Here is a 17,129-nt window from a genome sequence, read left to right as displayed (position 1 = left end):
GCCTTTACCCTGGAGCGCCCTGTTCAGGACCTCCCCATGACCCCGCGTACCTTGGTGATCCTCGGCCATCCTTCCGCCTCCAGCTTTTGTTCAGCACTCGCCGATACCTACATCCAGGCGGCAAAAAACGCCGGCCATGAAGTACGTGTCGTACGCTTGGGCGACCTGGCTTTCGACCCCGTCCTTCATCACGGTTACACCCAAATTCAGCCGCTGGAGCCCGACCTGCTCAGCGCGCAATCCGACATTCTCTGGGCTACTCACCTGACATTTGTGTTCCCGATCTGGTGGGGTGGCATCCCGGCATTGATGAAGGGCTTTATCGACCGAACCTTCCTACCCGGCTTTGCCTTTAAATACCGTGCGGGCAAGGCTTTCCCTGACAAACTGCTTTACGGCCGAACTGCACATTTACTGGTGACCCTGGACACGCCGCCATGGTATTACCGCTGGTTCTATCGCATGCCGGGCATTCACCAGATGCGCAAGACCACGCTGGGGCTTTGTGGTGTCAAGACTGCAAAGACGCTGCTGTTCGGGCCGGTGCTGGGCTCCACTGCGGCGCAGCGGGATACATGGCTGAAACAGGCCGGCGCTTTAACGGAAAAAAGGAGTTTTCATGTACATCGGCAAAGCCGCGCAGTTGTCGGGAACAACCGTCAAGGCGATTCGTCACTATGAAGCCATCGGGCTGTTGCCAGCACCGCAGCGTCAGGGCCAGTACCGGGTCTATTCGGCGCAAAGCGTTGAGCTGCTGATGTTCATCAAGTGCGCGCAGCAGTTGGGGTTCAAGCTCAAGGAGTTGCAGGAAATTCTTTCAGGCCACGTAGGCGATGAATTGCCTTGGGATAGGGCGGACCGGGCTATCGCCGAGAAGAAACACGAATTGGCTACCCAGATTGCAGCACTGCAAAAGATGCAGGCAGGATTGCTTGAGTTCGAAGCCCAGCTAAAGGATGCAGAAGGCCGCTGCGCTCAATCGGCCACAGCACGTGCCTGAGTGGACGATGAGCCGAATAGGATGCACAATCGGCTCATCAAATGAGCCGAATAACGTTTCTATTCGGCTCACGCAACCAGGTACCTCTCCATGGACCACCCGTTCTGGATCTGGCAACACACTGACTGGCCGCACTTCCACTGGCAACCGAAGCACTTGGCGGTCTTGTTGCGCGAGTGCGGCCAGGCGCAAGGCAAACTGCTGGGCATGCTCGGCACCGTCAGCCAGGCAGTCAACGCGCAGAACGAGCTGGATGCGTTGCTGCAAAACATCCTGACCTCTTCGGCCATCGAGGGGGAACAGTTGAATGTGGGCTCAGTACGTTCATCACTGGCGCGACGCCTGGGCCTGGAACCGTTGAAAGACGCTAGCGTCAGCCGTCGCAGTGAAGGCTTGGCCGATCTGATGATGGACGCCACCGAGCAATACGCCCAGCCGTTTACCCTCGCCCGCCTCCTGAATTGGCATCATTTGTTGTTTCCTACGCCAGAAGCAGGTTATGCCGCGCGCGCCCTGAATGTTGGGGCATTGCGCGGCGATGAGCCGATGCAGGTGGTGTCCGGGCGACTGGATCGACCTACCGTGCACTTCGAGGCGCCGTCGCGCATAGGCCTGGAGCAAGCGCTGGAAGACTTCCTCGAGTGGTTCGAAACCAGCCGTGAGCAGCCGGAACTGGACCCGCTGGTCCGCGCCGGCGTGGCGCATTTCTGGTTTGTCACGTTGCACCCGTTCGATGACGGCAATGGTCGACTGACACGCGCCATCACCGACTTGGCATTGGCTCAGGGCGAACATCAGGCCATCCGCTTTTACGCCATGTCGGCCAGCATTCTGGAGGACCGCGCAGGCTATTACAAAGCGTTGGAGTCGAGCCAAAAAGCCACGCTGGATATCACCGACTGGCTGGAATGGTTCCTCAAGACCCTGTTGCGCAGCCTGCAGCAAGCCATGGCGCGCATTGACCGCGTCTTGGACAAGAGCCGGTTCTGGCAGCAGCGCCGCGACCTCGCGTTGTCTGCCGAACAGATCAAGGTGCTCAACCGCCTGCTCGATGGCGGTGAAAAGGGCTTCGAACACGGAATCAGTGCGGCGCAGTACCAAGCGGTCGCCAAGGTCTCCAAGGCCACGGCGACGCGTCATCTGGCTGATTTGCTGGAAAAGAACTGCCTGACTCGACTCCCCGGAGGCGGCCGCAGCACGCGGTATCAGGTCAATGCAGCGGGCAAGTGACACCCCCACTCATTTGCCCAGAATCCCCATGTCTGCTAGTGTCGCGCCGGTTTACCGTCTACCGGAATAGCCGCCATGGCCCGCAAAAAAGTTGCACTCGATTTCGAACAATCCCTCGCCGACCTGCAAACCCTGGTCGAGCGTCTGGAGAACGGCGAGTTGTCGCTGGAAGACTCGTTGACGGCGTTTGAGCAAGGCATCGGCCTGACCCGCGACTGCCAGAGCGCCTTGGCGCAGGCGGAGCAGAAGGTACAAGTGCTGCTGGAACGTGACGGGGAGTTGGCCGAAGAACCTTTCGATGTGGAACAGCCCGAATGATCGACGCGTATCAGGCCAGTAGCCAAGCCCGGGTCAATGCGGCGTTGGAACCCTTGTTTGTTGCGCCAAGCCCCGAACTCAAGCGTCTTTACGAAGCCATGCGCTACAGCGTGATGAATGGTGGCAAGCGCGTGCGTCCGTTGCTGGCGTATGCGGCGTGCGAAGCCTTGGGCGCAGATGCCGAGCAGGCCAATGGCGCGGCCTGTGCGGTCGAGTTGATCCACGCCTACTCCCTGGTGCATGACGATTTGCCGGCGATGGACGACGACGATTTGCGTCGCGGCCAGCCCACCACCCACAAAGCCTTTGATGAAGCCTGTGCGATCCTCGCCGGTGACGGCCTGCAAAGCCTGGCGTTCAGCGCACTGCTGGACCCGACGCTGAGCAGCGTGAATGCCGAGATCCGCTTGCGCATGGTCACGGCGCTGGCCGTGGCGGCAGGCCCGGCCGGTATGGTCGGCGGCCAGGCCATCGACTTGGGTTCGGTCGGCCAGAAGCTCGATCAACAAGCCCTGGAATACATGCACCGCCACAAGACCGGCGCCTTGATCGAGGCCGCCGTGCACCTGGGCGCGCTGGCCAGTGGGCGTGCCGAAGCCGCTCAATTGGCGGCGTTGAAGACCTATGCGCTGGCCATCGGCCTGGCGTTCCAGGTGCAGGACGATATTCTCGACGTAGAAAGTGACACGGCCACCCTGGGCAAACGCCAAGGCGCCGATATCGCACGGGATAAACCGACGTACCCTGCGTTGCTCGGGCTGGAAGCGGCCAAGGCCTATGCCTTGGAACTGCGTGACCAGGCCCTGGACGCCCTGCGACCTTTCGACGCGGCAGCCGAGCCACTGCGTGACTTGGCGCGGTATATCGTCGAACGCCGGCACTGATAACGGCGGCCATTGCGGCCGCATATCGGCCAAGTTCGGCGCTCTGCGTGGGCAGTTCGCGATGCTTGAGGTAAACTGCCGCCTCTTCTATACCTATAACGATTCGCCTGATGCCCACGACGTTTCAAGAGATTCCCCGCAAGCGCCCGTCCACGCCCCTGCTTGACCGTGCTGTCACGCCGGCCGGCCTGCGTCGACTGGGTGAAGCCGAGCTGGAAACCCTGGCCGATGAGTTGCGCCTGGAATTGCTCTACACGGTCGGCCAGACCGGTGGGCATTTCGGTGCCGGCCTGGGCGTCATCGAGCTGACCATCGCCCTGCATTACGTGTTCGACACCCCAGATGACCGGCTGGTGTGGGACGTGGGCCATCAGGCGTATCCGCACAAGATCCTCACCGGTCGCCGCGAGCAGATGGGCACCCTGCGCCAGAAGGACGGCATTGCCGCCTTCCCGCGCCGCGCCGAGAGCGAGTACGACACCTTTGGCGTCGGCCACTCCAGCACCTCCATCAGCGCCGCGCTGGGCATGGCGATTGCCGCCCGCCTGCAAGGCAGCGATCGCAAGGCGATTGCGGTAATTGGTGATGGCGCGCTGACCGCCGGCATGGCTTTCGAGGCGCTGAACCATGCGCCGGAAGTGGACGCCAACATGTTGGTGATCCTCAACGACAACGACATGTCGATCTCGCGCAATGTCGGTGGCCTGTCCAATTACCTGGCCAAGATCCTCTCCAGCCGCACCTACGCCAGCATGCGCGAAGGCAGCAAGAAGGTGCTCTCGCGTCTGCCTGGCGCGTGGGAAATTGCCCGGCGTACCGAAGAATATGCCAAGGGCATGCTGGTACCCGGCACCCTGTTCGAAGAGCTGGGCTGGAACTACATCGGCCCGATCGACGGCCACGACCTGCCGACCCTGATCGCCACGCTACGCAACATGCGTGACCTCAAGGGCCCGCAGTTCCTGCATATCGTCACCAAGAAAGGCAAAGGCTTCGCCCCGGCGGAAGTCGACCCGATCGGCTACCACGCCATCACCAAGCTGGAACCGCTGGACGCGCCTGCCGCCGCGCCGAAAAAGGCCAGCGGGCCGAAGTATTCCGGCGTGTTCGGCGAATGGCTGTGCGACATGGCCGCCGCCGACCCGCGCCTGGTGGGCATTACCCCGGCGATGAAGGAAGGCTCGGACCTGGTCGCGTTCAGCGAGCGTTTCCCACTGCGCTACTTCGATGTGGCGATTGCCGAACAGCACGCGGTGACCTTCGCCGCCGGCATGGCCTGTGAAGGCGCCAAGCCGGTGGTGGCGATCTACTCCACCTTCCTGCAGCGCGGTTACGATCAGTTGGTACATGACGTAGCGGTGCAGAACCTCGACGTACTGTTCGCCATCGACCGCGCTGGTTTGGTGGGCGAAGATGGCCCGACCCACGCCGGCAGCTTCGACTTGTCTTACTTGCGCTGTATCCCCGGCATGCTGGTGATGACGCCAAGCGACGAGAACGAACTGCGCAAGATGCTCAGCACCGGCCACCTGTACAACGGCCCGGCCGCCGTGCGTTACCCGCGTGGCAATGGCCCGAATGCCGTGATCGAGAAGGACCTTGAGCCTATCGAGATCGGCAAGGGCATCGTGCGTCGCCAAGGCAGCAAGGCTGCGTTCCTGGTGTTCGGCGTGCAACTGGCGGAAGCGCTGAAAGTGGCCGAGAAGATCGACGCCACCGTGGTCGACATGCGCTTCGTCAAACCGCTGGATGAAGACCTGGTGCGTGAGATTGCCGGCAGCCATGAGCTGCTGGTGACCGTCGAAGAAAACGCCATCATGGGCGGTGCCGGTGCAGCCGTCAGCGAGTTCCTGGCGCGGGAGAATATCCTCAGGTCGGTGCTGCACCTAGGTTTGCCGGATGTGTACGTCGAACACGCCAAGCCGGCGCAGATGCTGGCGGAATGCGGGTTGGATGAGGTCGGTATCGAGGCATCGGTTCGCGAGCGCATGACGTTGCTGGACCTATAACCCAATCACCCGGTAGAAACAGGGACCAAAATGTGAGAGCGGGCTTGCTCGCGAAAGCGCTGGATCAGTCACTGCATGTGTTGACTGACACGTTGCCTTCGCGAGCAAGCCCGCTCCCACACTGGTTTTGTGTCAATTTTGACCGCTACGGATAGCTCATGAAACACCTGTACCTTGCCCTGCTGCTTCTACCCTCCCCGGAACTGCTCGCCGAGACGTTCGAGCGCGACGACGCCTTGAAACTCCCCGACGTCGTTATCAGCGCCAACCGCCAGGTACAGGCCCGCAACGACAGCAGCGCCGCCAACACCGTCTTCACTCGCGACGACATCGACCGCCTGCAACCTACCAGCGTGACGGACCTGCTCAGCCGCGTCCCGGGTGTGCAGGTCGCGCCGACCGGCGGCCGTGGCAGCCTGCCGGGGATTTATATCCGTGGCACCAAGTCCGCACAAAGCCTGGTGTTGGTGGACGGCCAGCGCATCGCCAACACCACCTCCGGCGACAGCGGCCTGCAGTACCTGAACGTCGACCAGATTGAACGGGTTGAAGTACTGCGCGGCTCGCGCTCGGTGATTTATGGCAGCGATGCGATTGGCGGCGTGATCCAGGTGTTCACTCGACGTAATGCCGAGCAGGGTCTAAAGCCGCGCTTGAAAATGGGCTTTGGCAGTCACCAAACGTGGGAGCGCAGCCTCGGTCTGTCCGGTGGCGATGAACATACGCGCTTCAACCTCGGCGCGAGCCTGGATGAGACCGCCGGCATCAACTCGACACACACGTCATTTCCCAGCGATGGCGACCATGATGCCTACCGCAACCAGTCCATCAGCCTGAACCTTAGCCACGCCTTCAACGATGGGCTGGAAGCGGGTTTCAACCTGTTGGATAACCGTGGCAAATCAGAGTACGACAACAGCTTCGGCCGCTACGACGTCGCCACCGGGCAAACGCTGGGGCAAAAGCCCTACACCGACTACACCGTGAGCAGCGCCAGCGGCTACGTGGATGCCAAGCTCAACGAGCGCTGGCAATCGCGCCTGGAACTGGGCCACAGCGAGAACCGCGATACCAAGCGCGACACCCTCAGTGACGATTTCAGCGTGTTCAACACCTACCGCGACTCGGTCAACTGGCAGAACGATCTGACACTGAATGAACAGAACAGCCTGATACTCGGTGGCGACTGGTACGAAGACCGCCTCCATGGCTCCACCACCTTTACCGAGAACAGCCGCTGGAACCGCGCAGCCTTTGTGCAGCATCGCTTCCACGGCGAAGGGTTTTCCACCGAACTGGGCCTGCGGCGCGACCAGAACCAGCAGTTTGGCGGGCAGAACAGTTGGAGCGGCACCCTGACCTTACCGATCAACTCGGACAATGACCTGCTGCTGAGCTACAGCGAGGGCTTCCGCGCCCCGACGTTCAATGACTTGTACTACCCGGACGAATACGGCTTCAAGAACAGTAACCCTGACCTGAAGCCCGAAACCTCGAAAAGCTACGAAGTGCAATGGCGCAGCCAACTCAGCGACACCAGCCGCCTGGAAGCTTCGCTGTACCGCACCGATATCCAGGATGCGATCGTGTTCGGCAGCGACGGCCCGCAAAACGTCAGTTCGGCGCGCATCAACGGCTTCGAAGCCGCGCTCAAGCAAGAGCTGTTCGGCTGGCAAAGCAGCTTGGGACTGGCAATGATTGATCCACGAGACCGCGATTCCGGGCATACGTTGGCACGTCGCGCCAGGCGCACGATGAGCCTGGACCTGGATCGCCAGTTCGACCAATTCGGCGTCGGCGCCAGCTGGCAGGCGGTCAGCAGCAGCTACGACGACCCGAAGAACGAGCTTCCGTTGGGAGGCTATGGGTTGCTCGGGTTGCGCGCCAGTTGGGCGCTGAACCACGAAGTCATGCTGAACATGAAGGTCGATAACCTGCTGGACAAAGCCTACAGCCGGGCGTTGTATCAGTATCAAGGCCAGCAATTTGGCTACCGGGAAGAGGGCCGTGCGCTGATGGTTGGCGTGACCTGGACGCCGGACCTCTAGCGAGGCGCGATTACCTCACACAACCGCCCCACCGCCTCCAACATCTGCCCACTGGGCCGCTCCAGGCCTTTATCCGGCACCACGCGCACCCGCTCGGCCATCGCCGGCCAGACCTTCCAGGCCTCCTTCTGCGCTTGATCCCCGACCAGAATCAATTCGGGATCACGCTGCAACACCGATTCAATGCTCACCTGCGGCGCGGGCAACTTGAGGTCATCGAACACATTACGCGCGCCGCACACACTCAACGCATCGCTGATGATCTGCCCGCCGCCCACGGTATACAGCGGCTGGTTCCACACTTGGTAGAACACGCGCAATGGCTGCGCACGCTGATAGCGCTGACGCAGCTCGACCAAGCGTTGGCGCAATTGCGCGGCCAATTGTTGGCCGGCTTCAGCACGGCCCAATTGCTCGGCGATGGCCTGAACCTGGGTGGTGAGTTGTTCAAGGCTATGGGGTTCAGCGACGTAGACCGGGATGTTCAGGCGCTGCAACTGCTCACGCTGCGCCGGGCCGACACTGCCGGGCCACAGCAGGATCAAGTCGGGCTTGAGGCTGAGCAGGCGTTCCATGTCCAATTGGCCGTAATGCCCCACCGACGCCACGTGCGCCAAGGCGGCCGGACGCTCACCGCCATCGAGCACGCCTACCAGCACGTCGGCGGCGCCCAGTTCAGCAACGATTTCAGACAGGGACGGCGCCAGGCTGACCACACGCTCGGCGGCCAATGCCTGGGCACTCAACGCCAACAGCACGACCACCAGCCAGTGGCGCTTCATCCCAGTTGACGGGGAATGCGATAGAGGTAGAACAGCACCAGCGTCGACAGTGCCAGCAGGAACAGCGGCACCGCTTCCAGGCCGACGAACACCGCCAGCGCGCCGATCCAGGCCGGGACGGCTGCCACCAGCAACGCCGTACGCCGACGGGCCGCCAAGGTAATCCAGGCAGCCGGTTCTTCCGGGGTATCGAGGGCTTTGGAGGTGGCGATCAACGCGTGTTTATAGCCGTGGAAGTAACGCAGGCTGAGAAACATCGAGGCCACGCCGGCAATGAAGAACGGCATGGCCAGCACCGGGAGCAAGGATTCGGCTTGGCCGAACACCAGGTTGATCACAAACAGGGGGAGCAGCGCCAGGGCCAGGTACTGCCACCAATTGAAGGACAGTCGCCGTTTCACCTGGCCTCGGGTCACGCGCGGTCGACCTCGCCCTGGTGCTCGTTGCCCATCATGTGGTCGAGCTTGCTGGCCTTGGTGGCCAGATAGAGCTTGTTGTGCGGGTTGTGCCCGGTGTGCAGCGGTACGCGCTCGGCCACGGTGATGCCCATCTCGGTCAAGGCTTTGACCTTGCGTGGGTTGTTGGTCATCAAGCGCAGGGATTTGACGCCCAGGTGCTCCAGCATCGGCAGGCAGATCGCGTAGTCACGCTGGTCGGCGGCGAAACCCAGGCGCTCGTTGGCCTCGACGGTATCGGCGCCGCCGTCTTGCAGCTCGTAGGCGCGGATCTTGTTCATCAGGCCAATACCACGGCCTTCCTGACGCAGGTACAACAGCACGCCACGGCCTTCACGGGCGATGGCCCGCATGGCGGCTTCCAGTTGCGAACCGCAGTCGCAACGCTGACTGAACAGCGCATCGCCGGTCAGGCATTCGGAATGCACACGACCCAACACTGGCGCGCCATCCGCGATATCGCCCAGGCTCAGCACAACGTGCTCGCGCCCGGTGGCTTCTTCGAGGAAGCCGTTCATGGTGAACGTGGCAAAAGGGGTAGGCAGCTTGGAAGCGGCGACGAAAACGACGGGCACCGTGTGCTCCTGATTTCAGTTTTTACGATGGCGGCCATTGTAACAGCAGGTTCCTACAGACGCTTAAGCTGAATTATCGCTGATAAAGATCAATAGGTTCGATTGGCCTTCTTATTGATTCTATGTAGGAGCGAGCTTGCTCGCGAAAAATCGTCAACGATGACGCAAGCATTCTGAGTGACCGTGGTGTGCTTGCGTTTTTCGCGAGCAAGCTCGCGCCTACAGGGGATCTAGAACGGATAGGGTTGTTTCCAGTGCTCGAAAATCGCCTTTAACTCGCCGCTTTTCACCAGGACCTCCATGCGCTGGTCGAAGACGCCCATCAAGGCGCGGCCCCGTTCGTTATCGGCAAACCCGATGTATAGCGGGAGTTCGGCGATGTGAGTCAGTGCGAACTTCGACGGGTCATCCGCCTGATTGAGCACGTACTTGGCCTCGGTCAGCGCATCGATGTAGAAGTCGGCCCGCGCGTGTTGCAGCATCGGCAAAATACCGTCGCGGCGTTCGATCTGGTTGAAGCGATGCACGTTGGGCAAGTACTCCTCGTACTTGTAGCCACGCACCCAGGCCAGGCGGTAATTGCCCAGCGTGGCTACCGTCGGCGCCGGGGTGCTGGCCAGGCCGAGGGCGTAGATGTGGTCGGAATCGAAGTTCCAGTGGGGGTACAACACACCCGTGGCTTCATCGCGATAGGACCCAACCCAGCCATCCACTTCGCCGCGCTGGGCCAGGCCGACCGAGCGGGTGTAGGGCACCGAGCGCGTCTGCAGCGTGATTCCGGCAGGTTCGAACACCTGGCGCAGCACGTCCCAGGCCAGGCCGCTGCCGTCTTTGTTGGTGTAGTCGTTCCATTCCTCACTGGCCAGCATGACCTTGCCGGGCACGTCCTGCGCCTGGACTGACGACGTAAAGACACACAGCACTATCAGCAGCCAGCGGCGCACATCCATGGGGGCGACCTCCTACAGAGCCTTGCATCCGTGATTACGCTATAGAGGGTAGCGCAGCTCGCCGATTCAGGGCGCCCCGCGAAAGTGTTGATAACCACGAATGGCCGGCGTGATGTCTTGCCCGTTGGCGTCCAGCAGCGTCACGCCCTGCCCCGCCTCGACCCGGCCGATCACGTGGACCGGCCAGCCGTCGGCCAGCAACGGCGCCAGCTCGGCGGGTGGCAGGGTAAACGCCAGCACATAGTCATCGCCCCCGCTCAACGCCGCTATGCGCGCCGCGTCATCGCCGACGAACGCCAGCAGCGCCTGAGACAAAGGCAAGCGCTGACGCTCGATCAACAGGCTGACAGCCGAGGCCGTGGCGATATGACCGCAATCAGCCAGGAGGCCGTCGGAAATATCCATGGCAGACGTAGCCTTGCCGCGCAGCGCCAGCCCCAGGGCCAACTGCGGTTGCGGCGACCAGTAGTGGGCCAGCAGCGGATCGGCGATGGCCGCGTCAGCATTGCGCTCGCCCAATACCAGCGGCAAGGCGCCGGCCGCGTTGCCCAATTCGCCGCCGACACACAACAGATCGCCCGCCTGCGCCCCGCTGCGGATCAAGGCTTGCCCAGCGGGTACGCGACCAAATACGGTGAGGGTCAGGCTTAACGGCCCACGGGTGGTATCGCCACCCACCAGGCCCACGCCACAGCTCTGCGCCATCAGGTTCAAACCCTGGGCATAGCGTCGCAGCCAATCGGCATCGACCGTCGGTGTGGTGAGAGCAAGGGTAAAGGCAAGGGGGTTGGCGCCCATGGCGGCCAGGTCGCTCACCGCCACGGCCAACGAGCGCTGGCCCAGCAGGAACGGGTCGCAGGGGTCGGCAAAATGCACCCCGGCCACCAAAGTATCGGTGGAGATTGCCAGCTGCTCCCCGGCAGGGAGCGCCAGCAGGGCGCAGTCGTCACCAATCCCAAGTGCAATGCCCTCGCCGCCTTGCGCACAGGGCGCGGCGGCGAAGTAGTTGCGGATCAGCTCAAACTCGCCCATTCAGGTGCCAAGCGCGGTTTAGCGCTTGTACGCCTTCACTTCGGCTTCACGCAGGCGCGGAGCCAGCTTGTCGAGTACGCCGTTGACAAACTTGTGGCCGTCGGTCGAACCGTAGACTTTCGCCAGTTCGATACCTTCGTTGATCACCACGCGGTACGGCACGTCGACGCGATACAGCAGTTCCCAGGCAGACAGGCGCATCACGCACAGTTCCACCGGGTCCAGCTCTTCGATGGTCAGGTCCAGGCAAGGTGCCAGGGCCGTGTCGATCTCGGTCAGATGCGCATGCACACCGTGCAGGATGTCGTGGAAGTACGGCAGGTCGGCAAAGGTGAAATCGTTGTCGACGCGAAACTGTGCTTCGATCTCGTTCAACGAAGCGCCCGCCAGGTGACGCTGGTACAGCGCCTGGGTCGCCAATTGACGAGCAGCGCGACGCTTCTCGTTCTTGGACGGCTTGCCAGCATCGGCTGGACGTGGCTCGCGCGGGTTGAAGTTGTCGCTCTCGTCGGAAATCACTTGGCCTCCAACTGCGACAGCAGGCTGACCATTTCCAGAGCGGACAGGGCAGCTTCAGCGCCTTTGTTACCGGCCTTGGTGCCGGAACGCTCGATGGCTTGCTCAATGGAATCCACGGTCAGCACGCCGAAAGCGACTGGCACGCCGAACTCCATGGACACCTGGGCCAGGCCCTTGGTGCATTCGCCGGCCACGTATTCGAAGTGCGGAGTACCGCCACGAATGACCGCGCCCAGGGCGATGATCGCCGCGTATTCACCCTGTTGAGCAACTTTTTGCGCAACCAGTGGAATTTCGAAGGCGCCAGGCGCGCGGATGATCGTGATGTCGCTCTCGCTCACACCGTGGCGAACCAGGGCGTCAACGGCACCGCTTACCAGGCTTTCAACCACGAAGCTGTTGAAGCGGCCAACCACCAGGGCATAGCGGCCTTTGGGGGCGATGAAGGTACCTTCGATGGTCTTCAGGGTCATTCGACAAATCTCTTAAAGAGCCGGGACGCGTGTATGACGCGCACCTTAGTGATATTTGAACCGCGAACAAGGGGCGAAAATCGCCAGCCTTTATTCGGAGGGCACGTATTCTAATACTTCCAGGTCGAAACCGGATATCGCATTAAATTTCATTGGTGCGCTCATCAGGCGCATTTTGCGCACGCCCAGGTCACGCAGGATCTGCGAACCGGCACCGACGATGCTGTAGGTGGTCGGTTTTTTCACCGGTGCGTGGTCGGCCGTTTCGCGGATATGCGCCAGCAACACATCGCCATCCAGCGGGTGACCGAGCAACAGCACCACACCGCTGCCAGCCTCGGAAACCGCAGCCATGGCGGCGCGCAGGCTCCAGCGGCCCGGTTGCTTGACCATCAGCAGGTCGCGCAATGGGTCCATGTTGTGCACGCGCACCAGGGTCGGCTCTTCGGCGCAAATGGTGCCCAGGGTCAGGGCCATGTGCACGTCGCCTTCGACTGAATCACGGTAGGTCACCAAATTGAATTGGCCCAGTTCGCTGTCCAGTGGCTGCTCGGCAATCCGCTGAACGGTACGTTCGTGGATCATGCGATAGTGAATCAGGTCGGCAATGGTGCCGATCTTGAGGTTGTGTTCGGCGGCAAAGGCTTCGAGTTCGGTGCGACGGGCCATGGTGCCGTCGTCGTTCATCACTTCGCAGATCACCCCGCTCGGCTCGAAACCGGCCATGCGCGCCAGGTCGCAGGCGGCTTCGGTGTGGCCGGCACGGGCCAGGGTGCCGCCCGGCTGGGCCATCAACGGGAAGATGTGGCCAGGGCTGACGATGTCTTCGGCCTTGGCGTCTTTCGCAGCGGCGGCCTGCACGGTACGTGCGCGGTCGGCGGCGGAGATGCCGGTGGTGACGCCGGTGGTGGCTTCAATCGAGACGGTGAACTTGGTGCCAAAACCCGAACCATTGCGCGGCGCCATCAACGGCAGCTTGAGCAGTTCGCAGCGCTCGCGGCTCATGGGCATGCAGATCAGCCCGCGGGCGTGCTTGGCCATGAAGTTGATGTGCTCAGGCAGGCAGGCCTCGGCGGCCATGATGATGTCGCCTTCGTTTTCGCGGTCTTCGTCATCCATCAGGATGACCATCTTGCCTTGGCGGATGTCTTCAACCAGTTCTTCGATGCTATTGAGCGCCACGCGGCACCCCCTTGGTCAGGATTTCAGGTAGCCGTTAGCGGCCAGAAAACTTTCAGTGATGTTCCCGGATGCTGGCTCTGCGGCCTTATCGCCCAACAACAGGCGCTCCAGGTAACGGGCAAGCAAGTCCACTTCCAGGTTCACCCGGCGACCTGGCTGGTAGGACGCCATGATGGTTTCGCTGAGGGTGTGGGGAATGATGGTCAGTTCAAATTCGGCGCCGTTCACAGCGTTCACGGTCAGGCTGGTGCCGTCGACGGTGATTGAGCCTTTGTGGGCGATGTACTTGGCCAGTTCCTTCGGCGCACGAATTCGGAATTCGACTGCACGGGCGTTCTCGCTACGCGCTACCACTTCACCGACGCCGTCCACATGACCGCTGACCAAGTGGCCGCCCAGGCGGGTGGTCGGGGTCAGGGCTTTTTCCAGGTTCACCGGGCTGCCGGCCTTGAGGTCGTTCATCGCGGTGCAGTCCAGGGTTTCCCGGCTGACATCGGCGGCAAAACCGTTGCCTGGCAGCTCGATGACGGTCAGGCACACGCCGTTGATGGCGATGCTGTCGCCCAGCTTGACGTCGCCCAGGTCGAGCTTGCCGGTTTCAACCGACAAGCGGACGTCGCCGCCTTTTGGGGTCATCGCACGAATGCTGCCGATGGATTCGATAATGCCGGTGAACATGGCCTTCTCCTGGAAACGTTACTGCGCTGGGCGCAGGCAGAAAATTATACGCTCGCTGCTGGCACAGGGATGGCAGTGACTCGCCAGTCGTCGCCTACAGCGCGCATTTCAGTGATCTTGAGTTGGGGGGCGTCGGCCAGTTTCTCAAGCGGCCAGTCCAACAAAGGCCGCGCGGCGGAGCCGAGGAATTTGCCGGCGATGAATATCACGTACTCATCCACCAGGCCTTGCTGGGCAAACGCACCGGCCAGGCTTGGGCCAGCTTCCACCAGTACTTCGTTGACGCCACGGGCCGCCAGCGCCACCAGCGCCGAGCGCAGGTCGACCTGGCCGTCGACGCCCGGCACCACCAGGCACTCGGGGCCACGCGGGAACTGGTTTTCCGCGGTCACGCAGGTGATGACCAACGCCGGGCCAGCCTTGAAAAACGGCGCATTGAGCGGCACCCGCAGGCGGCCGTCGATCAGCACGCGCAACGGCGGACGCGACATGGCCAGGGCGGTGGTGGCTTCATCCAGGCCGAGTTCGGCGGCGCGCACGGTCAGGCGAGCACCGTCGGCCAGCACCGTGTCGGCGCCGGTCAGCACCACACTGGCCTCGGCGCGCAGGCGTTGCACAGCGGCGCGGGCAGCCGGACCGGTGATCCATTGGCTTTCGCCACTGGCCATGGCGGTGCGGCCGTCCAGGCTCATCGCCAGCTTGACCCGCACAAAGGGCAGGCCGTGTTCCATGCGCTTGAGGAAACCCGGATTCAGCGCGCGTGCTTCAGCTTCCAACACACCGCTACGGACTTCGATACCAGCTTGAGCCAGGCGCTGCATGCCGCGCCCCGCGACTTCCGGGTTCGGGTCCTGCATCCCGGCCACCACGCGAGCGACACCGGCGGTGACCAACGCATCCGCGCAGGGCGGCGTACGCCCGTGGTGACTGCACGGTTCGAGGGTCACATACACCGTGGCGCCACGGGCTTTGGCTCCGGCGGCGCGCAGGGCGTTCGGTTCGGCATGGGGTTCGCCGGTCCGCTCATGCCAGCCTTCGCCGACAATCTGCCCGTCCCGCACAATCACACAACCCACACGCGGGTTGGGATGGGTGGTGTACAGGCCCTTGCGCGCCAGTTCCAGGGCGCGGGCCATGTAATGGGCGTCGAGCACAGCTTGTTCGGCAGATGGTGGGTTCATTCTTTGACAGGCTCACGGGCCAGGCGGTCGATCTCTTCGCGGAACTCGTTGAGGTCCTGGAAGCGTCGATACACCGAGGCGAAACGGATGTAGGCAACTTCGTCGAGCTTTTGCAGCTCGCCCATCACCAGCTCTCCCACCACCAGGCTCTTGACCTCGCGTTCGCCGGTGGCGCGCAGCTTGTGCTTGATGTGCACCAGCGCCGCCTCCAGCCGCTCGACACTCACCGGGCGTTTTTCCAGGGCGCGCTGCATACCGGCGCGCAGTTTTTCTTCGTCGAAAGGCTGGCGGCTACCGTCGGACTTGATCAGACGTGGCAATACCAGTTCGGCGGTTTCGAAGGTGGTGAAACGTTCACCGCAGGCCAGGCATTCGCGCCGGCGACGCACTTGATCGCCCTCGGCGACCAGACGCGAGTCAATGACCTTGGTGTCGTTGGCACCGCAGAAGGGACAGTGCATGGTAGGCAGGCAACAAATAAAGGGAGGGCCATGGTAGCGCATCCCCGTGGCAAGACAAGCCATAGCCTTTACGGTATATAGGCTGACTATTATGTTTCATATTTTTAAAGCCACGGATTTTGTCCTTTCTGGAGCCGTACATGCAGTTACGACCACTTGTTTTGCTCACCCTGTTCAGTTTCCTGGTCGCCTGCAGCAGCGAAGCCCCCAAGCCGGCCGCACCTCAGCCCACACCGGCACAAGAGAAAAAAGTCCCCGGCATTGAAGACCTTGGCCCCCTGCCCGCCTATCAACGCGAAATCAGCGGCAGCCTGACCAACATTCCGGCAGGCGCCGAAGTCGAGATGGCGCTGCTGGTGATCGATGACCGTTCGCGCCCGCAACAACTGCTCGCAAGCAGCGTGTTGAGCGGCAACGGCAAGCCCCTGGCCTTCCGCCTGCGCTTCAACCCCGAGGCGTTCCCGGCCGGTGCGCGGGTTGAACTGCGCGGCCGCGCCAGCCAGTCCGGCCAACTGATCCTGCACCTGCCCGCCGTGCGCATCACCCAGGCGATCACCCAGACCACCGGCCCCCTGCAACTCGTCAAGGCACCATGACGCCACCGCTGGGCCTGCAAGCCGCGCTGAGCGAACTGATCGGCGACGCGCACCTGGTGGCCTGCCCGCTGCCGGGTACTGCGTTGTCGTTGTGGCTGCTGGATGCGGACAACATGGACCGCGCCTTCAGCCCCGAGGAAACCCGGCGCATCCTGCACGAACCGCCCTACTGGAGTTTTTGCTGGGCCAGTGGCTTGGCGCTGGCTCGCTACCTGGCGGCGAACCCGCAGTGGGTCGCGGGCAAGCGCGTGCTGGATTTTGGCGCGGGCTCCGGCGTGGCCGGGATTGCGGCGGTCAAAGCCGGCGCGCTGGAGGTGGTGGCGTGTGACCTCGACCCACTGGCGCTGGCGTCCTGCCGGGCGAATGCCGAACTCAATGGAGTTGAGCTGGGTTATTCGGCAGACTTTTTTGCCGAAGCCGATCGCTTCGACCTGATCCTGGTGGCCGATGTGCTCTACGACCGGGCGAACCTGCCGCTGCTGGATCAGTTCCTCACGCGAGGCCGCGAAGCGTTGGTGGCGGATTCGCGCGTGAGGGACTTTCAGCACCCGGATTATCGGCGGCTGGAGAGTCTTGATGCACTGACATTGCCGGATCTGGCGGAGCCTTGGGAGTTTCGCAAGGTGAGTCTTTACCATTCCCGGCGCTCTTGAGACCTTCGCGAGCAAGCCCGCTCCCACATGTGACCGCATTCCCCCTGTGGGAGCGGGCTTGCTCGCAAAAGCGGTGCCGAATCCACCGCACTTTCAGCCTGGC

General features: G+C 62.3%; 20 protein-coding genes. 9 read left to right on the top strand and 11 right to left on the bottom strand.

Annotated elements, in window-relative coordinates:
• Positions 1–36: 36 nt before the first annotated feature.
• The 7 genes from HX793_RS15470 to HX793_RS15440 all read left to right on the top strand — a co-directional run bounded on the left by HX793_RS15470 (position 37) and on the right by HX793_RS15440 (position 7,489).
• A complete protein-coding gene (locus HX793_RS15470; RefSeq protein WP_177095303.1) occupies positions 37–681 on the top strand; it encodes an NAD(P)H-dependent oxidoreductase in 645 nt (214 codons plus the stop codon).
• A complete protein-coding gene (locus HX793_RS15465; protein WP_177059108.1) occupies positions 620–1,000 on the top strand; it encodes a MerR family transcriptional regulator in 381 nt (126 codons plus the stop codon). The genes HX793_RS15470 and HX793_RS15465 overlap by 62 nt, the downstream gene beginning before the upstream one ends.
• Before the next feature lie 90 nt (positions 1,001–1,090).
• Positions 1,091–2,230 carry a Fic family protein gene (locus HX793_RS15460; protein WP_016978551.1) on the top strand — a complete coding sequence of 380 codons (1,140 nt, stop codon included), beginning with the start codon at positions 1,091–1,093 and terminating at the stop codon, positions 2,228–2,230.
• A gap of 75 nt (positions 2,231–2,305) precedes the next feature.
• The gene (locus HX793_RS15455) at positions 2,306–2,548 is read left to right on the top strand and encodes an exodeoxyribonuclease VII small subunit (protein ID WP_177053696.1); all 243 of its coding nucleotides are present in this window, start codon (positions 2,306–2,308) and stop codon (positions 2,546–2,548) included.
• Positions 2,545–3,432, top strand: a complete 888-nt coding sequence (gene ispA / locus HX793_RS15450) for a (2E,6E)-farnesyl diphosphate synthase (RefSeq protein WP_016978549.1) — start codon at positions 2,545–2,547, stop codon at positions 3,430–3,432. Before HX793_RS15455 ends, ispA begins: the two co-directional genes overlap by 4 nt.
• A 110-nt stretch (positions 3,433–3,542) precedes the next feature.
• On the top strand, positions 3,543–5,441 hold the full coding sequence (dxs, locus tag HX793_RS15445; protein ID WP_016978548.1) for a 1-deoxy-D-xylulose-5-phosphate synthase: 1,899 nt from the start codon (positions 3,543–3,545) through the stop codon (positions 5,439–5,441).
• Positions 5,442–5,599: 158 nt separating this feature from the next.
• Entirely contained in the window at positions 5,600–7,489 is a 1,890-nt protein-coding gene (locus HX793_RS15440; protein WP_177059106.1) for a TonB-dependent receptor domain-containing protein, read from the top strand.
• Here HX793_RS15440 and HX793_RS15435 read toward each other — a convergent pair.
• From HX793_RS15435 to nrdR, 11 genes are all read right to left on the bottom strand, one after another.
• Complete coding sequence (locus HX793_RS15435) at positions 7,486–8,271, bottom strand: cobalamin-binding protein (protein WP_177059104.1); 786 nt, start codon at positions 8,269–8,271, stop codon at positions 7,486–7,488. The two genes, HX793_RS15440 and HX793_RS15435, sit on opposite strands and share 4 nt — an antisense overlap.
• Positions 8,268–8,687 carry a nuclear FMR1 interacting 1 family protein gene (locus tag HX793_RS15430; RefSeq protein ID WP_016978545.1) on the bottom strand — a complete coding sequence of 140 codons (420 nt, stop codon included), beginning with the start codon at positions 8,685–8,687 and terminating at the stop codon, positions 8,268–8,270. Before HX793_RS15430 ends, HX793_RS15435 begins: the two co-directional genes overlap by 4 nt.
• A complete protein-coding gene (gene ribA, locus HX793_RS15425) occupies positions 8,684–9,301 on the bottom strand; it encodes a GTP cyclohydrolase II (protein ID WP_016978544.1) in 618 nt (205 codons plus the stop codon). Before ribA ends, HX793_RS15430 begins: the two co-directional genes overlap by 4 nt.
• A 230-nt stretch (positions 9,302–9,531) precedes the next feature.
• Positions 9,532–10,251, bottom strand: a complete 720-nt coding sequence (locus tag HX793_RS15420) for a substrate-binding periplasmic protein (protein ID WP_177053700.1) — start codon at positions 10,249–10,251, stop codon at positions 9,532–9,534.
• Positions 10,252–10,317: 66 nt separating this feature from the next.
• Complete coding sequence (thiL, locus tag HX793_RS15415) at positions 10,318–11,283, bottom strand: thiamine-phosphate kinase (protein WP_177095305.1); 966 nt, start codon at positions 11,281–11,283, stop codon at positions 10,318–10,320.
• Between the two features lie 18 nt (positions 11,284–11,301).
• Complete coding sequence (gene nusB / locus HX793_RS15410) at positions 11,302–11,802, bottom strand: transcription antitermination factor NusB (protein ID WP_010206836.1); 501 nt, start codon at positions 11,800–11,802, stop codon at positions 11,302–11,304.
• The gene (gene ribH, locus HX793_RS15405; protein WP_003176356.1) at positions 11,799–12,275 is read right to left on the bottom strand and encodes a 6,7-dimethyl-8-ribityllumazine synthase; all 477 of its coding nucleotides are present in this window, start codon (positions 12,273–12,275) and stop codon (positions 11,799–11,801) included. Before ribH ends, nusB begins: the two co-directional genes overlap by 4 nt.
• 90 nt (positions 12,276–12,365) lie before the next feature.
• Positions 12,366–13,457 (bottom strand): bifunctional 3,4-dihydroxy-2-butanone-4-phosphate synthase/GTP cyclohydrolase II, encoded by a 1,092-nt coding sequence (ribBA, locus tag HX793_RS15400; RefSeq protein WP_177095307.1) that lies wholly within the window; start codon positions 13,455–13,457, stop codon positions 12,366–12,368.
• A gap of 15 nt (positions 13,458–13,472) precedes the next feature.
• Entirely contained in the window at positions 13,473–14,135 is a 663-nt protein-coding gene (locus HX793_RS15395; RefSeq protein ID WP_061434327.1) for a riboflavin synthase, read from the bottom strand.
• Between the two features lie 44 nt (positions 14,136–14,179).
• Positions 14,180–15,316: a bifunctional diaminohydroxyphosphoribosylaminopyrimidine deaminase/5-amino-6-(5-phosphoribosylamino)uracil reductase RibD gene (ribD, locus tag HX793_RS15390; protein WP_016978539.1), complete on the bottom strand. Its 1,137-nt coding sequence runs from the start codon at positions 15,314–15,316 to the stop codon at positions 14,180–14,182.
• Positions 15,313–15,777, bottom strand: coding sequence for a transcriptional regulator NrdR (gene nrdR, locus HX793_RS15385; protein WP_016978538.1), 465 nt, complete (start codon positions 15,775–15,777; stop codon positions 15,313–15,315). The genes ribD and nrdR overlap by 4 nt, the downstream gene beginning before the upstream one ends.
• Positions 15,778–15,917: 140 nt before the next feature.
• Here nrdR and HX793_RS15380 point away from each other — a divergent pair, with 140 nt between their 5' ends.
• Positions 15,918–16,373, top strand: a complete 456-nt coding sequence (locus HX793_RS15380) for a YbaY family lipoprotein (RefSeq protein ID WP_016978537.1) — start codon at positions 15,918–15,920, stop codon at positions 16,371–16,373.
• The gene (locus tag HX793_RS15375; protein ID WP_177095308.1) at positions 16,370–17,026 is read left to right on the top strand and encodes a class I SAM-dependent methyltransferase; all 657 of its coding nucleotides are present in this window, start codon (positions 16,370–16,372) and stop codon (positions 17,024–17,026) included. The genes HX793_RS15380 and HX793_RS15375 overlap by 4 nt, the downstream gene beginning before the upstream one ends.
• The last annotated feature ends 103 nt before the right edge of the window (positions 17,027–17,129 follow it).

Source organism: Pseudomonas reactans, assembly GCF_013387025.1.
Lineage (GTDB): Bacteria > Pseudomonadota > Gammaproteobacteria > Pseudomonadales > Pseudomonadaceae > Aquipseudomonas > Aquipseudomonas reactans.
This window is presented reverse-complemented; position numbering and strand designations above follow the sequence as displayed.

Excerpts from the sequence above, each read along its gene's own strand:
- ispA (WP_016978549.1), top strand. The coding sequence starts at position 2,545 with ATGATCGACGCGTATCAGGCCAGTAGCCAAGCCCGGGTCAATGCGGCG.
- HX793_RS15470 (WP_177095303.1), top strand. The coding sequence starts at position 37 with ATGACCCCGCGTACCTTGGTGATCCTCGGCCATCCTTCCGCCTCCAGC.
- HX793_RS15455 (WP_177053696.1), top strand. The coding sequence starts at position 2,306 with ATGGCCCGCAAAAAAGTTGCACTCGATTTCGAACAATCCCTCGCCGAC.
- ribH (WP_003176356.1), bottom strand. The coding sequence starts at position 12,275 with ATGACCCTGAAGACCATCGAAGGTACCTTCATCGCCCCCAAAGGCCGC.
- HX793_RS15460 (WP_016978551.1), top strand. The coding sequence starts at position 1,091 with ATGGACCACCCGTTCTGGATCTGGCAACACACTGACTGGCCGCACTTC.
- thiL (WP_177095305.1), bottom strand. The coding sequence starts at position 11,283 with ATGGGCGAGTTTGAGCTGATCCGCAACTACTTCGCCGCCGCGCCCTGT.
- ribD (WP_016978539.1), bottom strand. The coding sequence starts at position 15,316 with ATGAACCCACCATCTGCCGAACAAGCTGTGCTCGACGCCCATTACATG.
- HX793_RS15375 (WP_177095308.1), top strand. The coding sequence starts at position 16,370 with ATGACGCCACCGCTGGGCCTGCAAGCCGCGCTGAGCGAACTGATCGGC.
- HX793_RS15395 (WP_061434327.1), bottom strand. The coding sequence starts at position 14,135 with ATGTTCACCGGCATTATCGAATCCATCGGCAGCATTCGTGCGATGACC.
- HX793_RS15420 (WP_177053700.1), bottom strand. The coding sequence starts at position 10,251 with ATGGATGTGCGCCGCTGGCTGCTGATAGTGCTGTGTGTCTTTACGTCG.
- dxs (WP_016978548.1), top strand. The coding sequence starts at position 3,543 with ATGCCCACGACGTTTCAAGAGATTCCCCGCAAGCGCCCGTCCACGCCC.
- nrdR (WP_016978538.1), bottom strand. The coding sequence starts at position 15,777 with ATGCACTGTCCCTTCTGCGGTGCCAACGACACCAAGGTCATTGACTCG.
- HX793_RS15380 (WP_016978537.1), top strand. The coding sequence starts at position 15,918 with ATGCAGTTACGACCACTTGTTTTGCTCACCCTGTTCAGTTTCCTGGTC.
- HX793_RS15465 (WP_177059108.1), top strand. The coding sequence starts at position 620 with ATGTACATCGGCAAAGCCGCGCAGTTGTCGGGAACAACCGTCAAGGCG.
- HX793_RS15435 (WP_177059104.1), bottom strand. The coding sequence starts at position 8,271 with ATGAAGCGCCACTGGCTGGTGGTCGTGCTGTTGGCGTTGAGTGCCCAG.
- HX793_RS15440 (WP_177059106.1), top strand. The coding sequence starts at position 5,600 with ATGAAACACCTGTACCTTGCCCTGCTGCTTCTACCCTCCCCGGAACTG.